General features: G+C 71.3%; 18 protein-coding genes. 7 read left to right on the top strand and 11 right to left on the bottom strand.

The window, feature by feature from the left end:
- Positions 1-27 precede the first annotated feature (27 nt).
- The gene (locus tag WME82_RS03950) at positions 28-1587 is read right to left on the bottom strand and encodes a dipeptidase (protein ID WP_438041726.1); all 1560 of its coding nucleotides are present in this window, start codon (positions 1585-1587) and stop codon (positions 28-30) included.
- An 879-nt stretch (positions 1588-2466) separates the two neighbouring features.
- Here WME82_RS03950 and WME82_RS03945 point away from each other — a divergent pair.
- The 3 genes from WME82_RS03945 to WME82_RS03935 all read left to right on the top strand — a co-directional run bounded on the left by WME82_RS03945 (position 2467) and on the right by WME82_RS03935 (position 6513).
- Positions 2467-3753, top strand: coding sequence for a phenylacetate--CoA ligase family protein (locus tag WME82_RS03945; protein WP_438041725.1), 1287 nt, complete (start codon positions 2467-2469; stop codon positions 3751-3753).
- A 364-nt stretch (positions 3754-4117) separates the two neighbouring features.
- Complete coding sequence (locus WME82_RS03940; protein WP_438041724.1) at positions 4118-4564, top strand: hypothetical protein; 447 nt, start codon at positions 4118-4120, stop codon at positions 4562-4564.
- Positions 4565-4659: 95 nt separating this feature from the next.
- On the top strand, positions 4660-6513 hold the full coding sequence (locus WME82_RS03935; protein ID WP_438041723.1) for a DEAD/DEAH box helicase: 1854 nt from the start codon (positions 4660-4662) through the stop codon (positions 6511-6513).
- A 465-nt stretch (positions 6514-6978) separates the two neighbouring features.
- On the opposite strand, the gene WME82_RS03930 is transcribed toward WME82_RS03935, so the two are convergent.
- The 5 genes from WME82_RS03930 to WME82_RS03910 all read right to left on the bottom strand — a co-directional run bounded on the left by WME82_RS03930 (position 6979) and on the right by WME82_RS03910 (position 9722).
- Entirely contained in the window at positions 6979-7365 is a 387-nt protein-coding gene (locus WME82_RS03930; RefSeq protein WP_437864933.1) for a DUF5615 family PIN-like protein, read from the bottom strand.
- The gene (locus tag WME82_RS03925; RefSeq protein WP_437744190.1) at positions 7362-7598 is read right to left on the bottom strand and encodes a DUF433 domain-containing protein; all 237 of its coding nucleotides are present in this window, start codon (positions 7596-7598) and stop codon (positions 7362-7364) included. Before WME82_RS03925 ends, WME82_RS03930 begins: the two co-directional genes overlap by 4 nt.
- 191 nt (positions 7599-7789) lie before the next feature.
- A complete protein-coding gene (locus WME82_RS03920) occupies positions 7790-8032 on the bottom strand; it encodes an anti-sigma factor family protein (RefSeq protein ID WP_437744189.1) in 243 nt (80 codons plus the stop codon).
- 6 nt (positions 8033-8038) lie between these two features.
- Positions 8039-8788, bottom strand: a complete 750-nt coding sequence (locus WME82_RS03915; RefSeq protein ID WP_438044854.1) for an RNA polymerase sigma factor — start codon at positions 8786-8788, stop codon at positions 8039-8041.
- 82 nt (positions 8789-8870) lie between these two features.
- Entirely contained in the window at positions 8871-9722 is an 852-nt protein-coding gene (locus tag WME82_RS03910; RefSeq protein ID WP_438041722.1) for an alpha/beta fold hydrolase, read from the bottom strand.
- A 304-nt stretch (positions 9723-10026) separates the two neighbouring features.
- Between WME82_RS03910 and bioA the strand changes: the two genes are divergently transcribed.
- The gene (bioA, locus tag WME82_RS03905; RefSeq protein ID WP_438041721.1) at positions 10027-11310 is read left to right on the top strand and encodes an adenosylmethionine--8-amino-7-oxononanoate transaminase; all 1284 of its coding nucleotides are present in this window, start codon (positions 10027-10029) and stop codon (positions 11308-11310) included.
- 115 nt (positions 11311-11425) lie between these two features.
- Positions 11426-12271, top strand: coding sequence for a GFA family protein (locus WME82_RS03900; protein WP_438041720.1), 846 nt, complete (start codon positions 11426-11428; stop codon positions 12269-12271).
- Between the two features lie 187 nt (positions 12272-12458).
- On the opposite strand, the gene WME82_RS03895 is transcribed toward WME82_RS03900, so the two are convergent.
- The 4 genes from WME82_RS03895 to WME82_RS03880 all read right to left on the bottom strand — a co-directional run bounded on the left by WME82_RS03895 (position 12459) and on the right by WME82_RS03880 (position 19678).
- On the bottom strand, positions 12459-16511 hold the full coding sequence (locus tag WME82_RS03895) for a serine/threonine-protein kinase (RefSeq protein ID WP_438041719.1): 4053 nt from the start codon (positions 16509-16511) through the stop codon (positions 12459-12461).
- A 382-nt stretch (positions 16512-16893) separates the two neighbouring features.
- A complete protein-coding gene (locus WME82_RS03890) occupies positions 16894-17319 on the bottom strand; it encodes an STAS/SEC14 domain-containing protein (RefSeq protein ID WP_438041718.1) in 426 nt (141 codons plus the stop codon).
- Positions 17320-17329: 10 nt separating this feature from the next.
- On the bottom strand, positions 17330-18166 hold the full coding sequence (locus tag WME82_RS03885; protein WP_438041717.1) for an acyl-CoA desaturase: 837 nt from the start codon (positions 18164-18166) through the stop codon (positions 17330-17332).
- 18 nt (positions 18167-18184) lie between these two features.
- Positions 18185-19678: a B12-binding domain-containing radical SAM protein gene (locus WME82_RS03880; RefSeq protein ID WP_438041716.1), complete on the bottom strand. Its 1494-nt coding sequence runs from the start codon at positions 19676-19678 to the stop codon at positions 18185-18187.
- A gap of 532 nt (positions 19679-20210) precedes the next feature.
- Here WME82_RS03880 and WME82_RS03875 point away from each other — a divergent pair.
- Positions 20211-23675 (top strand): DNRLRE domain-containing protein, encoded by a 3465-nt coding sequence (locus WME82_RS03875; RefSeq protein ID WP_438041715.1) that lies wholly within the window; start codon positions 20211-20213, stop codon positions 23673-23675.
- Positions 23676-23725: 50 nt separating this feature from the next.
- On the opposite strand, the gene WME82_RS03870 is transcribed toward WME82_RS03875, so the two are convergent.
- Complete coding sequence (locus WME82_RS03870) at positions 23726-24640, bottom strand: LysR family transcriptional regulator (RefSeq protein ID WP_438041714.1); 915 nt, start codon at positions 24638-24640, stop codon at positions 23726-23728.
- A 93-nt stretch (positions 24641-24733) separates the two neighbouring features.
- On the opposite strand from WME82_RS03870, the gene WME82_RS03865 reads away from it, so the two are divergent.
- Complete coding sequence (locus WME82_RS03865) at positions 24734-25606, top strand: oxidoreductase (RefSeq protein ID WP_438041713.1); 873 nt, start codon at positions 24734-24736, stop codon at positions 25604-25606.
- Positions 25607-25654 lie beyond the last annotated feature (48 nt).

The raw sequence follows: 25654 nt of genomic DNA, 5'->3' as shown, positions 1-25654 counted from the left end.
GCGCGGCCGCCTGTCGACGGCGAGAGGCTACCGCGACAGCCGGAGCTCCGAATACGGAGACTCAGGCGCTCCGGCCTTCGACGGCTGCGCTACCGGTCGCTGCGGCGACGGCGAGGGCGGCGGGACAACCCCCCGCGACATCGGCCCCCACGACGGCGGAGGCGCCGGCGGCGGGGGCGCCGGCAGCAGGGGCTGCGCCGGCGGATCACCCAGCTCGGCCGCGCTGAGCTGTTGCGTGCTGCCGTCCCCGGACAGCGTTGTCTCCGTCGCGGCCGCGTAGGCCTCGGCTTGCTCGAGGACCCGCACGAAGTTCCCGCCCAGCAGGCGGAGGATGTCCGCATCCGAGTACCCGCGACGGATGAGCTCCAGCGTGATGTTCGGGGCCCCGGCGCTGCCTGCGAGCCCCTCCTTGAGCGCCTCGCTCCCCTCGAAGACGGAGCCGAGGGCGACATGCTCGATCCCCGCGACCTTCACCACGTGGTCGATATGGTCGACGATCCGCCACAGCGGCGGCGTCTTCTCCCCTTCCTGGGTCCTGAGCTTCTCGATCTCCTCGCGGAGCGCCTTCGTGTCGCCCGGGAGCCTCTCGCCGAGCTCCTTGAGGTGCGCCCCGTACTTCTGCGTGAAGCGCGCCGACTGCTCGGCATACGCCTCGTCCAGGAAGAGCGCCCACGAGTTCACCATGACGAGGCCGCCGTTCTCCGCGACCGCGCGCAGCATGTAATCGTCGAGGTTGCGGCGGCGGTGGCCGGCGGCGGGCATCGTGGAAGAGGTGATGATCGGCGCCTTGGCCACCTTCATGACGCCCTGGAACGTGCTGTCCGATCCATGCGAGACGTCGACCAGCATGCCGATCCGTTGCATCTCGCGGACCACGGCCTCACCGAAGGGGGAGAGGCCGCGGTCGCGGACGTACCCGGCATCGAGCGCGCCTCCCGCGGAGCCTGCCCAGTCGTTCGTGGTCATGTGCGTGAGCGCCATGGTGCGGACGCCGAGGCGGTAGAACGAGCGCAGCGCAGGCAGGGAATTCTCGATGGCGTGCCCGCCCTCGATGCCCATGATCACGGCGATCCGGCCGTCGCGCTCGGCGCGGCGCATGTCTTTCGCGTTGCGCACGAGCATCAGCGCCTCGCGGTGGCGCTCGACCTGCCGGTGGGTCGCTTCGATGAGATCGAGCGCGCGGCGCGCGGCGCTGCCGCCGAGCCTCGAGGACGAAGGCGGCGCGGACGGGCCGACGTGGATCGGGAAGAACGCGCCGGTGACGCCCGCCGCCTTGATCCTGGCGACCTCCGCGGCCATCAGCTCGTCGTCCGAGCTCACCTGAGCGAACGAGCCGCCGAGGAGCAGCGAGGGCACGCCGCTGTGGCCATCCACGAGGATCGCCCTGGCTTGCAGCCGCGCGGCCCGCTGCTCCGGCGCCTCGATCCCCGGTGGGATCGCCGTGAGATCGGGCGCCGACGTGTACCAGGGCCCGACGTCGGCGGCGGACGGCGCGAAGACATCGGGCGCCGCGGCGGGCGCGGGGGAACGAACGCAGGCCGCGAGCGACGCGGCGGCGAGCAGCGCGAGCATTGGCGAAGTGCGCATGACCGGATCGTACCATGCGAGCTCGGCGGGAAAGCCAGCCATGAAGGCGGCAGGATCGTGCGTCGGAGCGGCGAGGCAGCACCACCGCTGGGCGCCGACATATCGGCACAGGTGGCCCCCTGTGCCGCAACGGCCCCCATGGGAAGCCACCGTGGCATAAAGATGGCGCCGCCGGCGGGCGTCGTCTTGCTCTCTCTTGCCTCGTCGACGCGGGCGCCCCGCGGCTCGACCCCCCAACGGGAGCCCGGCCGGCCGGCGAGGACCATCGCGCCGGCCTCCTCTTCAGCCCTCGAAAGGGCCCCGAGGAGAGCGTCGATCATCGGCTCGGACACGGGGTTCGCCCTGCCATCGTCCACGCGCACAACCACGGTCGTGCCTTCGAGCGTGGTTGTCAGCAGCTCAGTTGCCATGGCGACCACGCCAACGCGAACACCCACCAGCAACCCGAGCCAGCGCAACGTGAACGAGCTTACACGAACAGGCAAGCTTGCTGTGCGACGAAGGCGGCCCCGCTCGGCCACGAGGGTGCGACGCCGCCGTTCCGGCCGAACGCGTGCGACGAGTCGGTCTCCAGCCATAAAATGCACATGAAAGCCCCTTTGTTGTGAGCTCTATCAATCGCGCGTTCGCCTCGGTGCCCAATCGGGATCTCGACATCGCGCCCCAGACACGCTGCCGCGCCATCTCTGCGACATGTCGCTTGACAAGAAGAGGTATCTTGTAATGCTAGAAAGCATGTATGGACCGCTATTTCGACATGTTCTGTTCCCGTTGTACGAAACCCACATACGGCGACGGGCAACCCTGACGCGACTGCATGAGATCGAACAATCGCAGTGGCGCCCGGAGCGCGAAATTCGAGAGCTGTCCTTTCGAAGGATGCTCGACGCGCTCCGCTTCGCCGAGCAGAAGGTGCCATTCTATCGGCGCCGCTTCGCCGAGCATGGGGTACGTGTAGCAGACGTGAAGGCACCAGAGGACCTCGTGCGGTTCCCCGTTCTGACCAAGGCAGATATCCTCGCCCACGGGCGCGAGCTGCTCGCCGAGGGCTACAAGGGCAAACTGATCGCGAGCGCGACGGGCGGGTCCACCGGGGAGTCGCTGCGGTTCTACCTGGACCACGGCACGTACGAGCATCGGATCGCCGCGGCGATGCGGTCGGACGGCTGGGCTGGAGCGAAGGTGGGGGAGAAGGAGCTCCACATCTGGGGGACCCCCCTCCTCCCGGAGAGCCGCCTCAAGAAGGGGAAGCGCGAGCTGCACGAGGCCATCCTCCGCAAGAAGTACGCGTGCGCGTTCGACCTGTCCGAGCAACGGCTCGCCGCCGTCGTGGACGACATCGTACGCTACCGACCTAACTTGATCATCGGCTATACGAACCCGCTCTACCACACGGCGCGCTTCGCCCTCGAGACGGGCCGCAAGCTGCCGGCGCCCAGAGGCCTCGTGTGCTCCGCCGAGCGGCTCTTCGAGCACCAGCGCAGGACCATCGAGCGCGCCTTCGACGCACCCCTGTTCAACCGATATGGATGCAGGGAGGTGATGCTGCTCGCCTCGGAGTGCGACCGGCACGAAGGGCTGCACATCAACATGGAGGGGGTCTACCTGGAGCTGGTGCACGATGGCCGGCACGCAACGCCTGGCGAGCCTGGCGAGGTGATCGTGAGCGACTTTATCTCCCGGTCGATGCCGCTGCTCCGCTACAAGAACGAGGACATCGCCATCGGGTCCGCGTCGGCGTGCTCGTGTGGGCGAGGTCTGCCGCTCCTCACCTCGGTCGAAGGGCGGGTGCTCGACATGATCGTGGGACCGGACGGACGGCTCTTGGCGGGCGAGTTCTTCCCCCACCTGCTCAAGGACTACCCGTCGGTGAAGCGCTACCAGGTCCACCAGGATCGGAGCGGGGCCATCACGATCAAGATCATCCCGGCGAAGGATTACCAGGACGAGCACGCGCGCCTCATCGAGCAGGCGCTCCGCAAGCAGCTCGGCGACCGAGCCGTCATTCGGACTCGCGTGGTCGACGATATCGCGCTCACCCGCGGCGGCAAGCACCGCGTGACGATCTCCGACGTGCCGAGCAAGCTCGACGCGCGGAGGGATCCACCGCAGGCGAGCACGCTGGCGGCCTCCGCGGGGAGCGGCTTGGAACACCGCTCCAGCTGATCGACCTTCCGAGACGCACGAGCTGGGCGGAGCGGAGGGCGCACCGCGGCGCCGGCGCGCGCCACGAAGACCATCGTCGGTCAGATTCGAGCAAGAGACCTCATGTCGCCATCGAGCTTGGCACGATGGTCGTACCCCTGTGCGAGCCATCACCAACTCCATGTGCTCCTCGACCCTGGCCTCCATCATCTTTCCATACCTATCTTGCCGGACGACGAAGGGATTGCCGCTCGTTGCATTCATCGATCGCGCTCTGGATCTCGGCACCAAGCCTGATCGACACGACGGTCTCCTCCCGCTCGACGCGCGCGTGCCGGCACGCGCCACGGAGGCCGCGATCGGCTAGACTCGAACAGGAGACCCTATGTCGCTCCGACAGCGCGATTACATCCTCCGCATGATCGAGCAGCTGGCCGAGGCCATCGTCCGGATCGCCGGGCTCCGGCGCGCCGGTCAGCTCGACGAGGCGGAGCTGCTCGTCCGCACCACCGCCGACGGGCTCTTCGGCCCGATGCGGGACATGCTCGACCGGCTCGACGCCGCGGGCGCGGCCACCCTGCTCGGCGACCACGAGAAGATCGGCGCGTACGCGGCGCTCTGCGCGGAGCAGGCCGAGATCCTCGAGCTCCGGGGCCGGGCCGCGCCGGCGCTCGCGGAGCGCAGGCGCGCGCTCGAGCTCTACCTCGAGGCGGTGAGCCGCGCGCCCGAGGGCAGCCCCGGCGCGCAGGAGGCCGCGCGCGCGCTCCTCGGCCGGCTGGACGCCGCGCGCCTGCCGGAGCGGTACCGCGCCCTCGCCGCGAAGCTCGGCTGATCGGGGCAGCGGGGCTCGCCTGCCGCGCGCGCTGCGCCCCGCACCGATGCCGGTTGCAACGGCGCCGGTGCGCGACCATGACATGGGGAGCCCCTGTGGAGACGACCACCTCGTCCGCCAGCTTCGCCGCGCTCGGCATCGCACCTGCCCTCCTCGGCGTGCTCGCCGAGCTCGGTTACGAGGAGCCCACGCCGATCCAGCGCGAGGCGATCCCGCACCTCCTGACCGGGCGCGACCTGCTGGGGCAGGCCGCCACCGGGACCGGGAAGACGGCCGCGTTCGCGCTGCCGCTGCTCCAGCGCCTCCAGATCGGCGGCGAGCCGCCCGGCCTCCCCCAGGCGCTCGTCCTCGTGCCGACCCGCGAGCTGGCGATGCAGGTGGCCGAGGCGATGCACCGCTACGGCCGCCGGCTCGGCGTGCAGGTGCTGTCCGTGTACGGCGGCCAGCCCTTCGGGCAGCAGCTGCGCGCGCTCCGCCGCGGGGTCCACGTCATCGTGGCCACGCCGGGCCGGACGCTCGACCACATCGGGCGCGGCACGCTCGCGCTCGACGGCATCCGCACCGTCGTGCTCGACGAGGCCGACGAGATGCTCGACATGGGCTTCGCCGAGGCGCTGGAGGAGATCCTCTCGGCCACACCGGCGGCGCGGCAGACCGTGCTCTTCTCCGCGACGCTGCCCCCGCGGATCGCCGCGATCGCCGGCCGGCACCTGCGCGAGCCGGTGCGGGTCAAGATCGCGGGCGAGAAGGCGGCCCCCGGCGAGCTCCCCCGCGTCCGCCAGACGGCGTACATCGTGCCGCGGGCGCACAAGTCCGCCGCGCTGACCCGGGTGCTCGACATGGAGGACCCGTCGTCGGCCATCCTCTTCTGCCGCACCCGCAACGAGGTCGACGAGCTGACCGAGGCGCTGCGCGCCCGCGGCTACGAGGCCCAGGCGCTCCACGGCGGGTTCTCGCAGGAGCACCGCGATCGCGTGATGGCCCGCTTCCGCGCCGGCACGGCCGAGCTGCTCGTCGCAACCGACGTCGCGGCGCGGGGGCTCGACATCGAGCATGTCTCGCATGTCATCAACTACGACGTCCCCTGCGCCCCCGAGGTGTACGTCCACCGCATCGGCCGCACGGGGCGCGCCGGCCGCGAGGGCGCGGCGATCACGCTGGTCGAGCCGCGCGAGCACTACCTGATCCGCAACGTCGAGCGGCTCACCGGGCAGCGCATCGAGGCCGCCACCCTCCCGACCGTGGCCGACCTGCGCGCGCGGCGCCTGGAGCTGACGCGCGCCTCGCTGCGGGAGGCGCTCATCGAGGGCGGCGCCGAGCGGTTCCGGGTCGTTGTCGAGGGGCTCGCCGACGAGTTCGACGTGATGGACATCGCGGCGGCGGCGGTGAAGCTCGCCCACGACGCGACGGAGGGGGACCGGGAGGAGGACGAGGCGGAGATCCCGTCGTTCCGGCCGCCTCCGCGCGGGCCGGAGCGCGCCCGCGACGACCGCGCGCCGCGCGGGCCCGCGGGGCCGCGCGGGCGCCCGGGCGAGGCGCAGGCGCGACCGCGGCGCGAGGGGCGGGAGACCGACGGCAACATCGCCCGGCTCTACATCAGCGCGGGGCGCGCCGCGGGCATCCGGCCGGCCGATCTGGTCGGCGCCATCGCGAACGAGGCGTCGCTGAGCTCCCGCGACATCGGCGCCATCGAGATCGCCGACGGCTTCTCCACGGTGGAGGTCCCGGCCGACGCGGCCGACGCCGTCATCGAGGCGCTGCGCGCCACACGGCTGAAGGGCCGCAAGGTCCAGGTCCGCCGGGACCAGCACGACGTCCCAGGCGACGCCCGGAGCGGCGCGGCCGAGGCACGGGCGCGGGGCAGCTCGGCCGAGGCACGAAGCGGCGCGGCTGAGGCACGGGATGGCGCTGCGGGTATGGCGCCCCCGCGCCGGCGTCCACGGGCCTGAGATCCACGACAGCCAGCGCCGGCGTCTGCTCCGCTGGAGAGCCGGAGAAGCGGATGTTCATCACGACAGGCAAAGGCGCGCCGGCGGCTCTTGGGTCAGACCAGGATCCCTCGTGGGATCCCCCCACACGCACGCTCGGCGTGCCGTGGGAACTGCCAGGGAGAGGCGAAGGCGCGACGGGATGTCCCTGGGCGTTCACCTCGTATCCCTGGAGGCGGTCTCAGTGTCCCTGATGGGCCGACTCCTGTCCCCGTCATGGGGCTCCGTGCCCCTTGTGGCAACCCCGCAGTCGTCCTTGATACTTTCTCGTGTCCCTGGCGGCACTCCAAGCGTCCCTGGCAGCTCTCACCGTGTCCCTGGCGGCTCGCGCGCCGCGCCGGTTCGCGTCGTTATCAGCCGCTGATGGCCAGCCGGCGTGTACTGAAGACGGTGAGATCGCGGGAAAGGGTCTCCGATGCGGCAATGTTAGCCATGGCCTTTCGTTGCCCTTCGAATCGGTAGGATCCGGACCCGCGACGTCGTCCCATCGACGGTGACAATTGCACCGCGGTCGAGCTCGTCGTCATGCTCGCGAAGCACGCGGACGATATCGGCCCCCATCGCGTTCGGGAGAGGATCCAGGGTTCGAACCTGCAGGATGCTCGGACCGCTGGCGCCGGTTGTAGCGAGGATGATGCTGAAATCGAGGTCGTGCGTGAAGACGATGTACCCGCCCTGGCGTGCCCAGGCCATCAGCTCTCGATCCTGTGCTCGAGGGTCGCCGACTGCAGACCAGTGAACGGCCTCTATCCCTTCGCCCTTCAGGAACGGTGCCCAGGTCGGCGAGAGGTTCATGTCCACCAGAACTTTCATGAGGCCTTCAGCGGGAGCTCAACCTCCTCGACACGCCATGCCGCATAAGAGAGCGCCGCCATCACGTCGTCCCTCTCGAGGTAGGGATAGAGCTCGAGCACCTCCTCGACCGGGTGCCCCGCAGCCAGCAGTCCCAGGATGGTGCCCACCGTCACCCTCATCCCTCGGATGCAGGGCCGGCCCCCCATCACGGCGGGGTCGTGCGTGATCCGTTCCAGCAGCTCCGTCGGCATGCTGGCGAGGCTACCTCATCGTCGGCTCCTACGCTCCCGTCAGTTGCTTTCTCGGCGAATGCGCGACCGCACCGGCGGGCGGCACGGCCGGCGCCCAAGCTGCCGCGGCCGGTCGCGGTGGCAGTAGCGGCGCGTTGGCGCCTCCGCGGCGCTGCCTTCGGGCCTGAGCGCCGCCGCCCGAGGCGCCAGGCTCAGTCGGCGGTGGTCTTCCGCCGCTGGAACTGGGCGAACAGCGCGGCGCGGACGTCGTCGTGCGGCGGCTCGCCCGGGAGCCCCTGGAGCGCGTCGATCGTCAGATCCATCTGCTTCAGGTAGGTGCGGCACCTGTCGCACCACGCGAGGTGCCGCGCGCAGCCCTCCTCCTGCTCGGAGGACAGCTTTCCCTCGCTCCTGTCGGTGATCATCTCGGTCAGCTGACAGCACGTGACGATCATGCGCGCTCACCCCCTCGTCATGTAGCGCTCGAGCGCGGCCCTGAGCTTCGATCGGCCACGGTGCAAGAGGACCCGCTGGTTCGCCTCGCTGATACCCAGGATCTCGCAGACCTCGTCGGACGGACACCCCTCCACGTCGCGCAAGAGGACCACCGCGCGCTGTCCAGGCACGAGCGTCTCGAGCTCTCGCTGCAGCACGGCGCCTATCTCCTTGCGCAGCAAGAGCACCTCCGGGCTCTGCTCCGTCCACGGAACAGGCGGAGCCGCCCAGTCACCGGTGCTGTCGAATCGGGCCGGATCGACCGCAGGCTCGCCGCCGTGATCCCCGTTCTCCAGCCAGGAGACAGGGACCATGCGCTTCTCTCGAGTGCCCCACGTCCTGGCGCGGTTCGTCAGGATCCTGAACACCCATGTCTTCAGCGCGGAGCGCCCCTCGAAGCGCACGAGCCCATCGAAGACCGCCGCCCAGGTCTCCTGGACGACCTCTTGCGCGCCCGCGGGGCCGGCGACCGCCCGGGCGAGCCGGAGCATGGGTGTGTGGAGCTGGGTCACGAGCTGCTCGAAGGCCTGCTCGTCCCCCGCGAGCAGCCGGCGGACGAGCGCGATGTCGTCCGCCGGCGCCGCGCAAGCGGGCGCAGCCGCGTTGCCCGGCGCGGCGGGCGCGAGGAGCGGGCCTACCTCGGCCGATGCGCGCTGCGCCGTTGCGGCCTGTTTGCCGTCGGCGGCGGCCGAGGGGTCATGGGACACGCGGAGCAGGGTATCACGCCGCCGAGCCCCGCATCAATCGACGTGGATCCGGGGCGGCTCGCCCCGCGGACGACGACGGCCGCCGCCCCGGTCAGAGCGATCTCAGCGCGTCCGCGACCTCCTTCGGCTTCGTCAGGAAGGGGGCGTGGCCCGCGTCGATCGAGATGACCCGCTCGCAGGGCAAGGCGGTGTATTGCTGCTTCTGCTCTGCAGGGCTGATGGCGAGATCCTTGAGCGCCTCGATGTAGACCCGGGGGACCCTCCCCCACCTCTCCTCCGTGACATGGATCGGCTCGTCGAACGACTTCGCGGGCTCCTCGCGCAGGTGGCTCTCGAGCCGCGCGACGTCCTCCGGAGAGCAATCCTGGCAGAAGGCGTTCGCGGCCCACCCCTCCTTGAAGGTCAGCGTCGTGCCGTCCTCCGAAGGGGCCGCGTACGCCTTGATCGCGGCCCCTTCATCGTCGGCCCACTCCTGGCTCAGTGACTGGCCATCTTTGAGCAGGAAGGCGGTCAGGTAGACGAGCGTCTTCACCTTGTCGGGCCGCTGCTCGGCGGCCTGGCTCACCACGGTGCCGCCCATGCTGTGGCCGACGAGGATCACGGGGCGCGAGGCGCTGTCGATGGCCTCCACCACGGCGTCGGTATAGGCCTCTAGGCCGGCGTCCGCGACGGGCGTCTGGTCCTCGCCGTGAGCGGGGAGATCGAGGGCGATCACCTCGTTGCCGCCGGCCTCGAGGAGCGGCACCACCTTGTCCCATGCCCATGCGCCCACGAAGGCGCCGTGGACGAGGACATACGTGTTCTTGTCCGAGCCCTGGGAGCCGCCGCCCCCCGTGCCCCCGTCCGTGTCGCTGCCGCCGCAGCCGGGCAGCGCGGACGACATGAGCGCAGCGGCCGAGATCATGGTGCCAGACCGCAGGACCTTGCGAAGCAGACCGTTCATGGATGTCTCCTCATCGTCGCGAGGCTCTCCTCGAGCGCGACGTCATCGGTATTTCGACGTGCGATGGATGCGCGCGCCCCTGCGCCCGGGCGTGTCCCCGGCGCCGCGACGGCTATCCCGCTACCTGCACAGTCTCGGAGGGGGCCCGAACGTTACAGCCTGTTCAAGGAATCGTCCGCAGGGGGCCGGGGCCGCGTCCCGCCGGCGGGATGGCGCCGGGCGCGGAGGCCGCCGGCGCGCCCGGCGGACCTGGTGGCGATGGGGTTTCTGGGCTAGACGCGTCGCCATGCCATCGGAGAACGCCATGCCTGGCGGAGACGATCTCGTCGCGCGCGACCGCCGCTGCGTGATGCACCCTTACGCCGCGCCCCTCTCGAGCGCGCCGCTCTTCGCGGTCGAGCGCGCGGAGGGCGTTCGCCTCACCCTGACCGACGGCCGCGAGCTCATCGACGGCATGGCGTCCTGGTGGGCCGCCATCCACGGCTACGCGCACCCGGCGCTGACGGCGGCGATCAGCGCCCAGCTCGGGCGGATGAGCCACGTGATGTTCGGCGGCCTCACCCATGCGCCGGCGGTCGAGCTGTGCGAGGCGCTGGTGGCGCTCACGCCCGAGCCGTTGACGCGCGTCTTCCTCGCCGACTCCGGATCCGTGTCGGTCGAGGTGGCCATCAAGCTCGCTCTCCAGTTCTTCATCGCGCGGGGGCAGCCCGAGAAGCGCCGCCTGATCAGCGCGCTCGGCGGCTACCACGGCGACACGTTCGGCGCGATGGCGGTCACCGATCCGGTCAATGGCATGCACCACCTCTTCCGTGGCGCGCTCGTGCAACACCTGTTCGCGGAAGCGCCCGGGCCGGCGTTCGACGCGCCCTGGTCGCCGGACGCCCTGAGCAGCATGGCCGCGCTGCTCGAGCGGCACGCGCACGAGGTCGCCGCCGTGATCCTCGAGCCGATCGCGCAGAACGCCGGCGGGATGCGCTTCTACCACCCGCAGTACCTGCGCGAGCTGCGCACGCTCTGCGACCGCCACGGCGTGCTGCTCATCTTCGACGAGATCGCGACCAACTTCGGCCGCACCGGGGAGCTGTTCGCGTGCCAGCACGCGGGCGTCGCGCCGGACATCATGTGCCTCGGCAAGGCCCTCACCGGCGGCACGATGACCCTGGCCGCCACGCTCTGCACGGAGCGCGTGGCCGCGACGATCGCCGGCAACGAGCCGCGCGTGTTCATGCACGGCCCGACGTACATGGGCAATCCGCTCGCCTGCAGCGCCGCGCTGGCCAGCGTCCGGCTCTTGCTCGCCTCGCCGTGGCGCGCGCGCGTCTCGGCCATCGAGGCGCAGCTCCGCCGCGAGCTCGCCCCTTGCCGCGCGCTCGACGCGGTGGCCGACGTGCGCGTGCTCGGCGCCATCGGCGTTGTCGAGCTCAAGCAGCCCGTCGACACGGCGCGCGTGCAGCCGGCGTTCGTGGAGCGCGGCGTCTGGTTACGGCCTTTCGGGAAGCTGGTCTATACCATGCCGCCTTACATCATCGAGCCAGCCGACCTATCGCGTATCAGCGAGGCGATCGTGGGCGTGCTGTCGGGGATCTGAGCCGCGGGACAGCGCGCCTCGGGTGAAGGGCGCCCTTGAATCGAACCTGGACGCCCGCCTGGACACCCCGCCGTGCTAGCGTACGCGCGCAAGCCATCCCACGGGAGATACGAACATGACCAAGGGCGCATGTCTTTGCGGAACGGTCCGCTTCGAGATCGACGGACCGTTCCAGACCATGCTGAACTGTCACTGCTCGATGTGCCGCAAGTTCAACGGCACGGCGTTCACCACGGCCGTCGTCGCGCCGCTGCCCGGCTTTCGCTGGCTCGCCGGCGAGGACGCCATCCGCCCGTCCTGCGCGAGCGACCGCCGCTCCTTCTGCGCCACCTGCGGCTCGGCCACGCCGATGCTCCGCCCCGAGAGGCAGCTCGCCGTGCTCCATGCCGGCAACCTGGAGGGCGATCTCGGGATCGAGCCGAAGTTCCACCAGTTCGTCGGCTCCAAGGCGCCCTGGTACACGATCACGGATTCCCTGCCGCAGTTCGAGGAATGGCGGCCCGAGATGCAGGCGCCGGTCGTCTCGCGACCCGTTGTCGAGCCGAAAGAGGGCGTCACCCAGGGGAGCTGCCTGTGCGGCAGTGTGGCCTTCGAGTTCGACGGCACGCCCCTCCGCATGGTGAGCTGCCACTGCACGCGCTGTCGCCTCGGGCGCAGCGCCGCGCACGCGACCAACGTCTTCGTCGCCCTGGACAGCTTCCGCTGGATCCACGGTGACGCGCAGATCGCGAGTTACAAGGTGCCCGACGCGCGGTTCTTCACCGTCGCGTTCTGCAAGCGCTGCGGAGGCGCGGCCCCGCGCCAGTCACCCGAGCGCGGCTTCGCCGTGGTGCCCGCGGGCACGCTCGACACCGATCCCGGCATCCGCCCCGCAGCCCACATCTTCGTCGACTCCAAGGCGAGCTGGTTCCGGATCACGGACGACCTGCCGCGGTTCGCCGAGTACCCACCCCAGGCCTGACGCCGCCAGCGCGCGATCTGTCACGGCACCGTCACCGTACCGGCTGTCATGGACCGTCCCTGCGCTCACGGTGCGGTCACAACGAGAGCAGCGCAAAGCACTATACCCAGCGCTGAGAGGAACACCCTCACCGAGGGAAGACACGCGATCTCGCAGGCGCGCGAGCCACTGCGCCGATCCGGGGGGATCACCTGCCTGCCACGCCCCACACCTCCGCGAGCGCGAGGATGCGGGCATGCTCCGGCACCGCCTCGAGGAAACTGCGGCGCAGGTCGGGAGATTCGATGGCGTCCACCTCGGCATGCAGCTGATCGCGGGCAGCGACGAGCGCTGCCCGGGCCGCGTCGACGTCACCGCAGGCGTGGAGCGTCTCGGCCCAGGCGAGGCGCACGAGCGCTTCGTCTTCATCGAGACCTCCGAAGCGCTCGACAAGCTCGATCGCCACGCGTGCCGCGGCAAGCGCCTCCACGTCGCGCCCGGCTCGGAGTAGGGCTTGTGCGAGCGTGGCGTGCGCGACGGCCTGCAGCGCGGGGTACGCCTGCGTCTCGCCGATCGCGATGGTCGCCTGCGCGCACGCCTGTACAAGCTCGCTTAGAGCAAGCAGCGCTTGCGCGAGCAGCACTCTGGCCTGGGCCATCTGCCTGCCGTTGGCGAACGCTCGCGCCGCCTCGATGACCCCGGCCGCCAACCTCCTGGCGGTGTCGCTCTGCCCCTGGGCCAAGGCGATGCACCCCAGCAAGACGCTGGCCGCGTTCGCCACATAGGGCAGGTCGAGCTGGGCTGCGACCCGCTTTGCCTCATGGAGCATCGACTCAGCCGGTCCATAAGCGCCGAGTCGAGCTTGCACGTTGCCTAGATTCGTGCGCATCAGGCACGCATCGCGCAGCGCGCCGGCGCGCTCGTAGGCCCGGAAAGCCGCCTCGGTGAGGCGCAGAGAGAGCTCCAGTCGACGGGGCTTGCAGCACGGCGCAGTGCTCCTCGTGAAGTAAATATGCCCCGCCAGGCCGGGCTCCAGACGCTCCGGCTGCACTCCCTCCATGACCCGCTCGAGGGTCTCGGCCGCGGCGTGGCGCCCGAGCCCCCGCAGCCATGTAGCGGTGCTGTACCAGGCGAGCACGAGATCCCCGTCGAGCGCCGCATCGACCCGATCGAGCGGCAGCGACGACGCCACCGCCTCGAGCTGCTCCGCCTTCCCCAGCGCCCCGCTCGCCCAGGCGAGCATCGCCAGCGCGGCATACGCCACCCTGCTCCCCGCGGGCGTCAGGCCCACCGCCGCCTTCGCCGCGCGCTCCGCGTCCACGAACGCACCCCGCCAGTTGTGCGCGGTCGCCGCGAGCGCGTGCAGCCGTCCAGCGGCATCGCGCCCTGGCCCGCAGGCCAACGCCCGGTCGACCCGAGCGAGCGCACCTTCGAGGTCGCTCGCCTCCAGCGCCTGCTCCGCCGCCCGCTCGTAGCACCGCGCCGCCGCCTCGATCGCCTCGCCGTGCTCAAAGTGCTCTGCCAGCACCAGCGCATCGCGCTCGCCTGCTTCCTCCAGCCACACGCCGGCGAGCCGGTGGCCGAGCCGCCGATCCACCTCGGTCAGCATGCTGTAGGCCGCCTCGCGCACGAGCCCGTGCCGGAAGGCGAACTCCGCCTCGCCGGCGAACCGTGACTCGGGCTGCCGCACGATCCACTCGCGCCGCTCCAGATCCGCGAGGCGTGCGTCGAGCGCCGCGCTTCCCTCCTGTCGGAGCCCCAGAAGGCGCCCCGCCGCGCCGCGCCAGAACACCTCGCCGAGCACGCTCCCGGCGCGCAGCAGCCGCCGCGCCTCGGCGTCGAGGTCCTGGAGACGCGCCTGCACCATTGCCAGCACCGTCTCCGGCGCCTCGCGTGCGTCCCGCCCCTCGGCCGAGGCGCGCACGAGCTCCTCCACGAAGAACGGGTTGCCCGCGGCGCGCCGCACGATCTCCGCCACGTGTTCCCCATCGGAGCGATCGCCCAGGGCAGCCTGCACCATCCGCTCGCAGGCCCGGCGGGGCAGCTCGCCGAGCCCGATCTCCATCGTGCCCCGCCCGGCCCAGAGCGCAGGGAACGTTGCCCGCACCTCCGGCCGCGCCAGGGCGAGCACCATGAGCGGCTGCTCCTCCAGGAGGCGCAGCGCCGCGTCCATGCACTCCACGGTCGGGAGGTCGCCCCAGTGCAGATCCTCCAGCACGAGCAGCACCGGGCGCTCCCGGCACTCGGCGCCGACGAAATCGACCCACGCCCGGCGGAGCTGGTCGCCCATGAGCAGCGGATCGCGCCGGGCCGCGCGCAGCTGCACGCGCCCTTCGCCCGGGAACGGGGCGCCGACCATTTCTCCCAGGAACTCGGTCACCCGCTCCCGGAGCGCCGGGTCCACGTGCCGGGCCACGCGGGCCGCGAGCTGCTCCCGGCGGCGCGCGAGGGGCTCGCCGTCGACCAGGTGAACGGCGCGGCGCACCACCTGCCCGAGGAGGTCGAGAGGCGCCCCCGCGCGCGCGGGATTCGCCTGCGCGATCCAGATCTCGGGCGGCTCGGCCCGCGCCCTGAGCCGCCGCACGAGCTCCAGACGCAGGCGAGACTTGCCCATCCCCGCCACCGCGATCACGAGCCCCGCCCGCGCGCAGGGCTCGCCTGAACACTCGTCGAACAGGTCCTCCAGGGCGCGCAGCTCGCGGTCGCGCCCAACGAACGGGGTGGGCCTGCCGAGCAGCGTGCGCGCCTCATCGAACGGATCACGCTCGCCGACGACCGCTTGCGCGCGGGGCCCTTTCGCGATCTCGAAGCCCGGCCCGAGGAGGCTGGCCGTGATCGCGTCGACGAGCACCGGGGCCAGCGCTTCCGATGCGCCGTCGCCCGGCGTCCTGGCGTCGCCGCCTACGAGCAGCGCGGAGGCGCGGTCGATGACCGGGCCGATGGGTTGCCCGCCGCCGAGCGCGTCCCACCCGGTCGCGACCGCCAGCCGGGCGCCGGGCAGGAGCTTCCGCAGCGCGAGGCCGCAGCGCACGGCGCGCGCGGCCAGGTCGATCGGCGTCGCCGCGCCCGTGAGGACCGCGGCGACCCCGCCGTCCTGCAGCGGCTCGAGGCGGCCGCCGTGCTCGGCCGCCGCGCGGCGCAGGTCCACCAGGGACGACCCCGTCCTTGGCGGCGCCGTGACCTTCCCTCGCGCATCGATCGTGGGGGCCTCCGCGAACGGCGCCGTGGCGGCGTTGGCATGCGGCGCCGTGGCGGCCTCGCTGCGCGACCCCGTGGAGGAGGCCTCGCTGCCCATCCGCATGGCCTCCTTGGCCCATAGCGCGGCGTGCGTGGCCGGGAGGAAAGCCACGCCCACCCTGGCCAGGATCACGCTGACGAGCCCCCGCTCGCGGCGCGTCAGCGCCGGCGCAGACAGCTCCGCGGCCGCATGCTTTGCCGAGCGCGCAGCGAGCAGGCTGGCCGCCGCGGCCGCGTCCTCGGGCCGGCCTTCGCGGTCCTTCGCCATGAGCCGCGCCGTGAGCAGGTCGACGGCCTCGGGCACCTCGCCCCGCAGCGCGCTCGGCCTCGGCGCGTCCTCGAAGAGCACCTTCACGAACACCGCGAACGCGTGCTCGCCCCAGTAAGGAGGCTGGCCGGTGAGGCACTCGAACAGGATGCACCCGAGCGCGTACACGTCCGCGCGTGCGTCGATGTCCAGCTCGCCGCGGATCTGCTCCGGCGCCATGTAGGCGGGCGTTCCAATGGGCACGCCGGGCTCGGTCAGCCCGCCGGTCGCTGCCGCGTCGCGCGCAATCCCGAAATCGAGGAGCTTGACCCGATCGAGCTGACCGCCCTGCAGGAACAGGTTTGCCGGCTTGAGATCGCGGTGGATCACGCCGCGGCCGTGCACGAGCGACAGCGCCTCGGCCACGCGGTGGACCAGGGCGAGCCCCTCCTCAACGCCGAGCGGCCCGCGGGCGAGCCGCGACGCGAGGTCCTCGCCCTCGAGCCACTCCATGGCAAGGTAGTGCTGTCCCTGGTCAGAGACGCCGTGGGCGACGAGGCGTGCGATCGCCGGATGCCGGAGCTCAGCCAGGAGCCGCGCCTCCCGCTGGAACCGCGCGACGAGCTGCGCGTCCGAGCCTCTCAAGAGCTTGAGCGCGACCGGCTCACCATCCTGCCGATCCCGCGCGCGATAGACGTCGCCCATGCCTCCGGTGCCGGCGACGCGCTCGAGCTCGAACCGACCGGCAAGGATCCTCGGCGACTCCCCCCTGTGCATACCCTGATGATACCGCCCCAGTCGCCCGGTACGCGTGATGAGAATCGGAGGCGCCTGACGATTACGACACGGCACATTCCTGGAAGGACAGAATGCGCTCGTCGCACGGGGCTCGTGAAGAAGCCACGGTCACTGTACGTGTCGTCGCAGAGAGCGGCCGGGCTCTGGTCGGAAGGACGGATGTCGTCCTGGGCCACGAAGTACAGATAGGGAGCGCCCCCAGGAGCGCTGCTGCGTCCGCGGCGAGCTGGTTCCCGATCACCGACGACCTGCCGCGGTTCGCCGAGTACCCGCCCCAGGCCTGACGCCGCGATCAGGCGATCTGCCACGGCACGGTCACCGTACGAGCTGTCCTGAAACGCCCCCGTGCACACGCGGTCACTCAGGTGCCCGGGCGCCGCCCGACCCGGAGCGCGTCTCGCCGAGCGAGCAGCCACGCGCGCGCCTCGCCCTCGGTGTCAAAGAACTGCTGAGGGTAGGGCTGTCCTGTGAGCATATGCACGCCCTTCGCGAGGAGCGCCACTATCACGCGCATGGAAAAGCTCGCTCCGATGATCGCGACCGCATCGACGCGCGCTCCCCGCATCTCTTCCGTCACCGCCTTACGCACCGGCGCCGAAACAGGGCCCATGTGACGCACGTCGGCGAGCACCAGGACGTCGCGGCCGCTCTCCGCCACGCGCCGGATCGCGCCGAGGACAGCGCGCACTCGGTCTTCCGTGACCTCGCCGTGGATCTCCACCCGCAGGATGCCGTCGGGCTCGTCACGAACATCGGGGCTCGCGTCCTTGGGGCCGAGATCGCTCATGCCAACCATGCTAGCGCCTCGGCCGCGCGGCGGGGTGCGTACTCCCACGGCCCGCCGGGCTCGGCTGGATGTCCGAAGCGAGCCCGACCGCCGCGAGCGCGCGGATGAACAGGAAGGCGAGGTCGTGCTGCCCGGGCGCCATCGCCTGGCGGGCGGCGCGCGGGAAGGCGTGGTGGTTGTTGTGCCAGCCCTCGCCGAAGGTCAGGACCGCCACCCAGCCCACGTTGCGGCTCCCGTCGCGGGTATCGAACGCGCGGCTGCCGAAGCGGGCCGCGTGGCAGACGGAGTTCACCAGGTAGGTCGCGTGCATCCAGCACACGAGCGGCACGAAGAACACGAAGGGCACCGCGGCCCAGCCGAGGGCGAGCCCCGCGAGCAGCAACGCCGCGACCTGCGGGGCGAAGCGCCAGCGGAGCAGCCACCGGTAGTAGCGATCGCCGACCAGATCGCGGCAGTATTTCTCCGGATCGCGGGGGTCGGTCGAGCCATCGTCGAGGATCCACCCGAGGTGGGCGTACCAGAGGCCGCGGCGCGGCGAGTGGACGTCGCCTTCGCGATCGGTGTGGGCGTGGTGCCGCCGGTGCGTGGCCACCCACGCGATGGGGCTGCCCTGGCCGCTGATCATCGCCACCGACACGAGCGCATACTCGACCCATTTCGGGCAGCGGAACGCGCGGTGCGAGAGCAGCCGGTGCAGGCCGACCACGGTGGAGAGCTGGAGCGCCGCGTAGAGCGCGGCGGCGAGGACGATGAAGCTCGCCCGGATCGGCAGGAACAGCCCGACGACGGCGGCGGCGTGCACCAGGGCGAAGTAGGCGATCGCGACGAGGCGTGTTCGGCCCTTCATGGCGGATCCCCCATGGCCTCACGCGGCCGCGCTGGAGCGACCCGCCCGGCGGGGCCGGATCCGCGCGAGGCCGCGCGGATCCGCTCTGCAGGACGACGCCTCGATGCGCTGCGGCTCGAGGCCGAGCTCCCGCATCTTCTCCGCGTCCCAGGCCTCGATGGGGTCGCGCCCGGCGATGTAGCTGCGTGATCGGTTGGCGAGCGGCGCGCGCAGGCTCATCACCTCGGGCGCCGACATGACGACGCACGCCTTGTAACGGGGCAGATCGCTCGTCATCAGCCGATTCCACACGTGGCGGCCCACGTTGTGGAGGCTCCCCAGCGCGCGGCACAGGCGCTGGAAATGGTCGATCACCTCCGAGGGGTGCAGCCGGGGCGGGCGGTGGCAGAGGGTGTATCCATCGAGGTCCCGGCTGATCACCCCGGGAAGGAGCCGGCCCTCGGCCGCCACCTGCGCGAAGAAGGGCGTCTCCGGGTACGGGCAGACGATCCCCAGGAAGGTGGGGCAGTGATCGCCGAGATCATGGAGGTACTCGGGCACCCGCTCGAGGTAGTCGTTGGTGTCCCCGTCCGCGCCCACGAGGAGCCCGAAGGAGAGGACGATCCCGCTCGCGAAGGCCCGCTGGATGACCTCCCGGACCTCGCTCAGCTTGTTCTGGCCCTTGTTCATCGAGCTGATCGACTCGGGGTTCAGCGACTCGAGCCCTGTGTAGACGTAGCGGCACCCTGCCCGCCCCATGAGGCGCACCAGCTCCGGGTCGCGCAGCACGTTGAACGTGAGCGCGCAGCCCCAGATCTTCTTGAGGGGCATCAGCGCCTCGCAGAGCTCGCGCAGGTAGCGGGGCGAGCCCCCCAGGTTGTTGTCGAGGAAGCTGAATACGTTGTTGGTCACCCCGGGAATGCGCTGGTTGAAGATCATCCTGTCGCGGATGTCCCGGATCACGTGGTCGATGGGGCGATAGCGATACTGTTCGTGCCCGGTCAGAACGCAGAAGTTGCAGGAGAAGGGGCAGCCGCGCGACGCCTCGATGCCGGGCAGGCGGACGAGGTTGTTCCGGTAATCGACAAGGTCATAGCGGTAGGTGGGGATCTGCTCCGGGGGCACCGGCGGGAGCGCATAGACGGGCTGGAGCTCGCCCCGCTGGAAATCGGCGATGAGGGCCGGGAGGTTGGCCTCCGGGTCCTCCGCGACCACGGCGTCGAAGTACTGCAGCGCGTCCGCGCGGAAATGGCTCGCGTGCCGCCCGCCGGCCACCGTGGTCATGCCTTGCCGTCGAAACAGCGTGGAGAGGACCTTGGTGTGCTCGTAATAGGCGTGCAGGTACGAGAAGAACACCAGGTCCCAGTGGCGATCGAGCGGGATGTCCGTTTCCTTCTCGTTGTAGAGCTCGATCTCGGCATCAGGCGGGCACAGGGCCGCGAGCAGCTCGGGCACGGACGATTGCATGATCGAGCGCTCCTTGCGGAGCAGACGGCTCGGGTGCGTATAGGTCGAGATGATCGCGATGCGCATCGAGGACACTCCTGTTCAGTTCAGGACGTATCACACCCTCGAGGCAAGCAGGACGGAGACAGACGAGGGGGCAAGCTGGAGGACAACGAATGCGCCATGGGGTGGGCAGGGGTCAGCTCAGGGGGCACTCCACGCGACATGAGGGCACAGGAGCCACCTTGGCCGGGTCGACGGCGCCACCCCCGCCGTCCCAACCTCGGCGAACGCGACGGCAAACCACACGAGGACGTGTCTTCTCTGTTGCGATTCCCCGACAAACTTATCCTCGAATCGAAACATCTCCTCGCGCAGCATCCCGGGTTCCGGGGGTCGGCCGGACTGGCCAGTTGCGATTTCATGGAGACGTGACATTCACAATGCACGTTCCGGCGTAGCGTGAAAGTGGCCGCCGCTGTCTGCTTCGGCCATTTCTTGCAATCGTCTTCGAAGGCCAACAGGTGTCATGGTGCTAAAGTCATCCTTGTTCCCGCGCGCCCTCTCGCGCGCGGGGTATTCTCTTCTCCGGCGTGACCGCGTTCGATGGACGGCGGCCATGGCGCTCGCGACCGCCTGGGGCTGCGGCGGCTCGCCGGACCCAGGTGAGCTCGGGACCGCCGAGCAGCCCGGCGATCTCGGGACCGCCGAGCTCGCCGCCTCCCTCCCGAGCGGGCGCGTGGTCATCAGCCAGGTGTACGGCGGCGGGGGCAACGCTGGGGCCGTCTACACGCACGACTTCGTCGAGCTGTTCAATCGGTCGAACAGCCCGGTGTCGCTCGCGGGGTGGTCCATCCAGTACGCGAGCGCCAGCGGCACGGGCGCCCTCGGGGCCACGACGACGCAGCTCACGGAGCTGCCCGCGATCACCCTGCAGCCCGGCCAGTACTTCCTCGTCCAGCAGGCCGGGGGCTCTGGCAGCGGCGCGCCGCTCCCCGCCGCCGACCTCGTCGATGCGACCCCCATCAACATGAGCGGCTCGGCCGGCAAGGTCGCCCTCGTCCGGCAGGCCACGGGCCTCGGCTGCAACGGCGGCACCGCGCCCTGCTCGGCGGCCCAGGAGGCGCTGATCGAGGATCTGGTCGGCTTCGGCGGGGCGAGCTACTTCGAGGGCGCCGCGCCGGCGCCGGCGACCGCCAACGCGACGGCGTCGCTCCGGCAGGGCGCTGGCTGCCAGGACACGGGCAGCAACGTCGACGACCTCTCGACCGGGACGCCTACCCCCCGCAACACCTCGACCGCCGCGCTCGAATGCGGCGGCGACACCCCGCCGGCGGTGACCTCGACGGCGCCCGGCGACGGCGCGACGGGCGCCGACCCGACCGCGAGCCTGAGCGTGACGTTCAGCGAGGCGGTGGCCGTCGCGGATGCCTTCGAGCTCTCCTGCGGGGGCAGCGCGCGCCCGTTCGTGGCCAGCGGCGGCCCCCTCGCCTTCACGCTCACGCCGGCCGAGCCGCTCCCCCCGAGCGCCGCGTGCCTCCTCGTCGTGCGGGCGAGCGGCGTGCAGGAGCAGGACCCGGGGAGCAACGGGACGATCGACCCCTTGCCCGCCGACGTGTCGGTCTCGTTCACCACGGCGCAGGCGGCGCAGGCGCTCGCGATCCACGACATCCAGGGGCGCGCGCACCTCTCGCCGCGTTCGGGCGCGGTCGTGAAGACGACGGGCCTCGTGGCGACCCTGCGCAGCAACGGCTTCACCGTGGAGTCGACGGCGCCGGACGGCGATCCGGCCACCTCCGAGGGGCTGCTCGTCTTCACCGGCGCTGCGCCGTCGGTGAGGGTCGGCGACCTGGTAGAGCTCACCGGCGAGGTCACGGAGTACCGCGCCGGCTGCGCGGACCCGTGCACGCCCTCCCGCGGCAGCGCGTACCACAACCTGACGGTCACCGAGCTCGCCCGCCCGCAGATCACCGTCCTCTCGAGCGGCCATGCGCTGCCGGCCCCGGTCTCGATTGGCTTCGCGCCCGGCGCGCGCCGCCCCCCGACGCAGATCATCGAGGACGACGCCAGCGGCAGCGTCGAGGCCACGAACGGCTTCGACCCCGAGTCCGACGGCATCGATTTCTGGGAGAGCCTCGAGGGCATGCGGGTGAGCGTCAACGCCCCGGCCGTCGTGGGCCCCACCCGCGAGTTCCCGAGCTCCGGGACCGCGGAGATCGCGCTGGTCCCGGGCGACCGCGACGCGGCCACGGGCGACGCGGCCGGCCTGCGCAGCGCGCGCGGGGCCGTCGTCGTCAGCCCCGGCGACTTCAACCCGGAGCGGATCCTGCTCCAGATCCCCCTGCGCGCCTCGCCGCCCGCGCTGGACGTGGGCGCCACGTTCGCCGGGCCCATCGTGGGCACGGTCGACTACAACTTCGCCAACTACAAGCTCCTGCCGGTCGACGAGGCGCTCCCCGCGGCGACCTCGACGCTCTCGCGCGAGGTCACGACGCTCGGACCGCGGACCGCGGACGACCTCGACGTGGCCGCGTTCAACGTCGAGAACCTCGATCCGGGCGATCCGCAGGACAAGTTCGATCGACTCGCGCGGATCCTCGTCGAGAACCTCGGCAGCCCCGACCTCGTCGCGCTCGAAGAGGTCCAGGACAACAGCGGCCCGACCAACGATGGAGTGGTGGACGCCTCGACCACGTTCGCGCGGCTCATCGCCGCGATCGCGGCCGTGCCGGGCGGGCCCAGCACCTATCAATTCCGCAGCATCGATCCGACCGACGGCACCGACGGCGGGGAGCCCGGCGGCAACATCCGCGTGGGCTTCCTGTTCCGGACCGACCGCGGGCTCGCGTTCGTCGATCGCCCGGGCGCCGGCGCCCTGACGCCGAACGAGGTGCTCGGCGGCGCTGGCGGCGTGTCGCTGCGCTACAGCCCCGGCCGCATCGACCCGGGCAATCCGGCCTTCGCCAGCAGCCGCAAGCCGCTGGCAGGCGAGTTCCGCTGGAACGGACATCCGCTGTTCGTGGTGGCCAACCACTGGAACTCCAAGGGCGGCGACGAGCCGCTCTACGGGCGCTTCCAGCCCCCGACCCTCTCGAGCGAGGTCCAGCGGCGACAGCAGGCCACCGTGGTGGCCGGCTTCGTGCGGCAGATCCTCGACAGCGATCCTTCCGCCAACGTCGTGGTCCTGGGCGACCTGAACGACTTCCAGTTCTCGGCGCCGCTCGGCATCCTCAAGGACGCCGGGCTGACGACGCTCATCGAGACGCTCCCGCCGGAGGAGCGCTACACGTACGTGTTCGACGGCAATGGCCAGTCGCTCGACCACGTGCTGGTCAGCGCCAACCTGGCCGGGCCGAAGCTCATGGGCTTCGACGTCGTCCATGTCAATGCGGAGTTCGCCGACCAGGCCAGCGACCATGACCCCGGCGTCGCGCGCTTCCGCGTCGCGTCCGCGCCGGACATGGATGGCGACGGCGTGCCCGACGCGAGCGACAACTGCCCGGCCGAGCCCAACGCCGCCCAGGGGGACTCGGACAGCGACGGCCTCGGCAACGCCTGCGACCTCGAGTGCGTCAGCGTTCGTCGCGGCGCGTTCGGCGCCGTGCAGGACTCCTTCGTCGAGGGCCCCACGACGGGCTGGGCGTACGGCGCGTATCCCTACCTCATCACCAGCGCGAGCGCGGTCCAGCCGGCGACGGCCGTCCTCGCCTACGATCTGTCGTTCATCCCGGAAGGCTCCAGCGTGACCTCGGCGACGCTATCGCTCTCCTATGCCTGGAAGCCCGCGGGCAGCGTCGTGACCGTGCACCGCGTGAACGGCGCCTGGGAGGAATCGACGCTCCATGGGGGCGGGTTCAGCGGGTACAGCCCGGCGGTCGAGGCCTCCCTCGCCACGCTGGCGCAGACCGACGCGTTCGTCACCGCCGATCTGACGTCCCTCGTGCAGGGCTGGGTCGATGGCGCGCAGCCGAACCACGGCGTCGCGCTTGTCGACGCGAACAACAGGACCGACTTCCGCGCGAGCGAGTATCCCGACGCCGCGCGCAGGCCGAGGCTCGACGTCTGCTATCACGCGGGCGAGTGATCCGCCGGATCGACAGCGCCTGTCCGCCCCATCGCTCTCTGTGACATCCCTCATCCGCCGCGCCGCCCGCGGCTCCCGCGCCTGCGCAGGAAGTCGATGAACGCCGAGAGCTTGGGCGGCACGTGCGCCCGGCTCGGATAGTAAAGGAAGTACCCCGGGAAGGGCGGGCAGAAGCCATCGAGGACACGGGCGAGGCGCTTGCGGTGGAGCTCGTCCCGCACCGTCGCCTCCAGGACGTAGGCGAGCCCGATGCCGTCGACCGCGGCGCGGACCATGAGATCGGGATCGTTGCACACGAGAGGACCGCTCACCGCGATGTCGAAGTCCTTCCCGTTCTCGGTGAACTCCCACCTGTAGACGTTCTGGCTCGTGATCTGCCGGTAGTTGATGCACGCGTGCGCGTGCAGGTCGCGCGGGTGCTTCGGCTTCGCGCGCGCTGAAAGATACGCCGGCGACCCCACGACGGCGATGCGCTGGTCCTCGCTGATACGGACCGCGATCATCTCGCTGTCGAGCGTCTCGCCGAGGCGGATGCCCGCGTCGAACCCTTGCGCGACGATATCCGCGAGCCCGTCCTCGATCGCCACATCGACGCGGATCTCCGGGTAGGCCGCGACGAACGCCGCGAGCACCGGCTCGATCACCTGCCTGCACGCGATCCTCGGGACGTTCAGCCGCAGCGTCCCGGCGGGCCTTTCGCGCAGCTCGTCGAGCGCCTCGAACGAGGCGCGGACCTCGGCGAGCGCGGGCCGGAGCCGCTCGAGGAAGCGGGCGCCGGCCTCGGTCAGGCCCACGCTGCGCGTCGTGCGCTGGAGGAGCCGCACGCCGAGCCGCCGCTCGAGCCCGGTGATCGTCTGGCTCACCGCCGAGGGCGTCACGCGCAGCTCCGCCGCCGCTCGGGTGAAGCTCCGCTTCTCGGCCACGACGAGGAGCACCGACAGGCCCGCCAGGTCGTCCTGGATCATGAAGCGCAGCTTAACATCCCGTGCAGATTCACCCCGTTTTCCGGCACAGCGCCGCGGCGTAGGCTCCCCGTCGAAGGCAGAGGAGAGAGACCCATGAGCACTGCAAACAGCGGATCCAGGATCTGGTTCATCACCGGCGCGTCCTCGGGCTTCGGCCGCGCGATCGCCGAGGAGGCGCTCCGGCGTGGCGACTCGGTCGTGGCGGCGGCGCGCGGCGAGGGCGCGCTCGCGGGCCTCGCGGCCGAGGCGCCAGGGCGCGTCGAGGTCGTGAAGCTGGACGTCACGAAGCCGGACGACATCCGCCGCGGCGTCGCGGCGGCGCTCGCGCGCTTTGGCCGGATCGACGTGCTCGTGAACAACGCGGGCTACAGCCTGGTCGGCGCGGTCGAGGAGACCAGCGAGGAGGAGCTCCGCGCCGCGATGGAGGCGATGTTCTTCGGCGCCGTGGCGCTCACCCGCGAGGTGCTGCCGCACATGCGCGGCCGCAAGAGCGGCGCGATCGTCCAGATCACGAGCATGGGCGGCCTCACGACGGGGCCCGGCTTCGGCGCCTACTGCGCCGCGAAGCACGCGCTCGAGGGGCTCTCGGAGTGCATGGCCGCCGAGCTCGCGCCGCTCGGCGTCCGCGTCCTCATCGTCGAGCCGGGGGCGTTCCGCACGCGCCTCTTCGGGGGCGCCTTCCGGTCGATGCCGGCGCTCGACGCCTACGCGCCCACCGTCGGCGCGACGCGCGCGTACGCGGCCGGGTCCGACGGATCGCAGCCGGGCGATCCAGCGAAGGCGGCGCGCGCGATCATCGATGCGATCGGCCTCGACCCGATGCCGCTCCGCCTGCCGCTCGGCGCCGACGCGGTGAGCGGCATCCGCGCGAAGCTCGCCCGCGTCGCGGCCGACGTCGACCGCACCGAGGCGATCGCGCTCGACACAACGGTGGACGCCGCGGCGGGCGGCGCGGAAACTTCCTAGCCACCGCAATCATCTCCGGCTCTCGGCGCTCGGTTGTTCGCGCAATGG

Origin of the sequence: Sorangium sp. So ce128, assembly GCF_051525245.1 — a bacterium.
GTDB lineage: Bacteria > Myxococcota_A > Polyangia > Polyangiales > Polyangiaceae > Sorangium > Sorangium cellulosum_B.
Note: the sequence above shows the minus strand (reverse complement) of the source record. Positions and strands in the feature narration are given on the sequence as shown.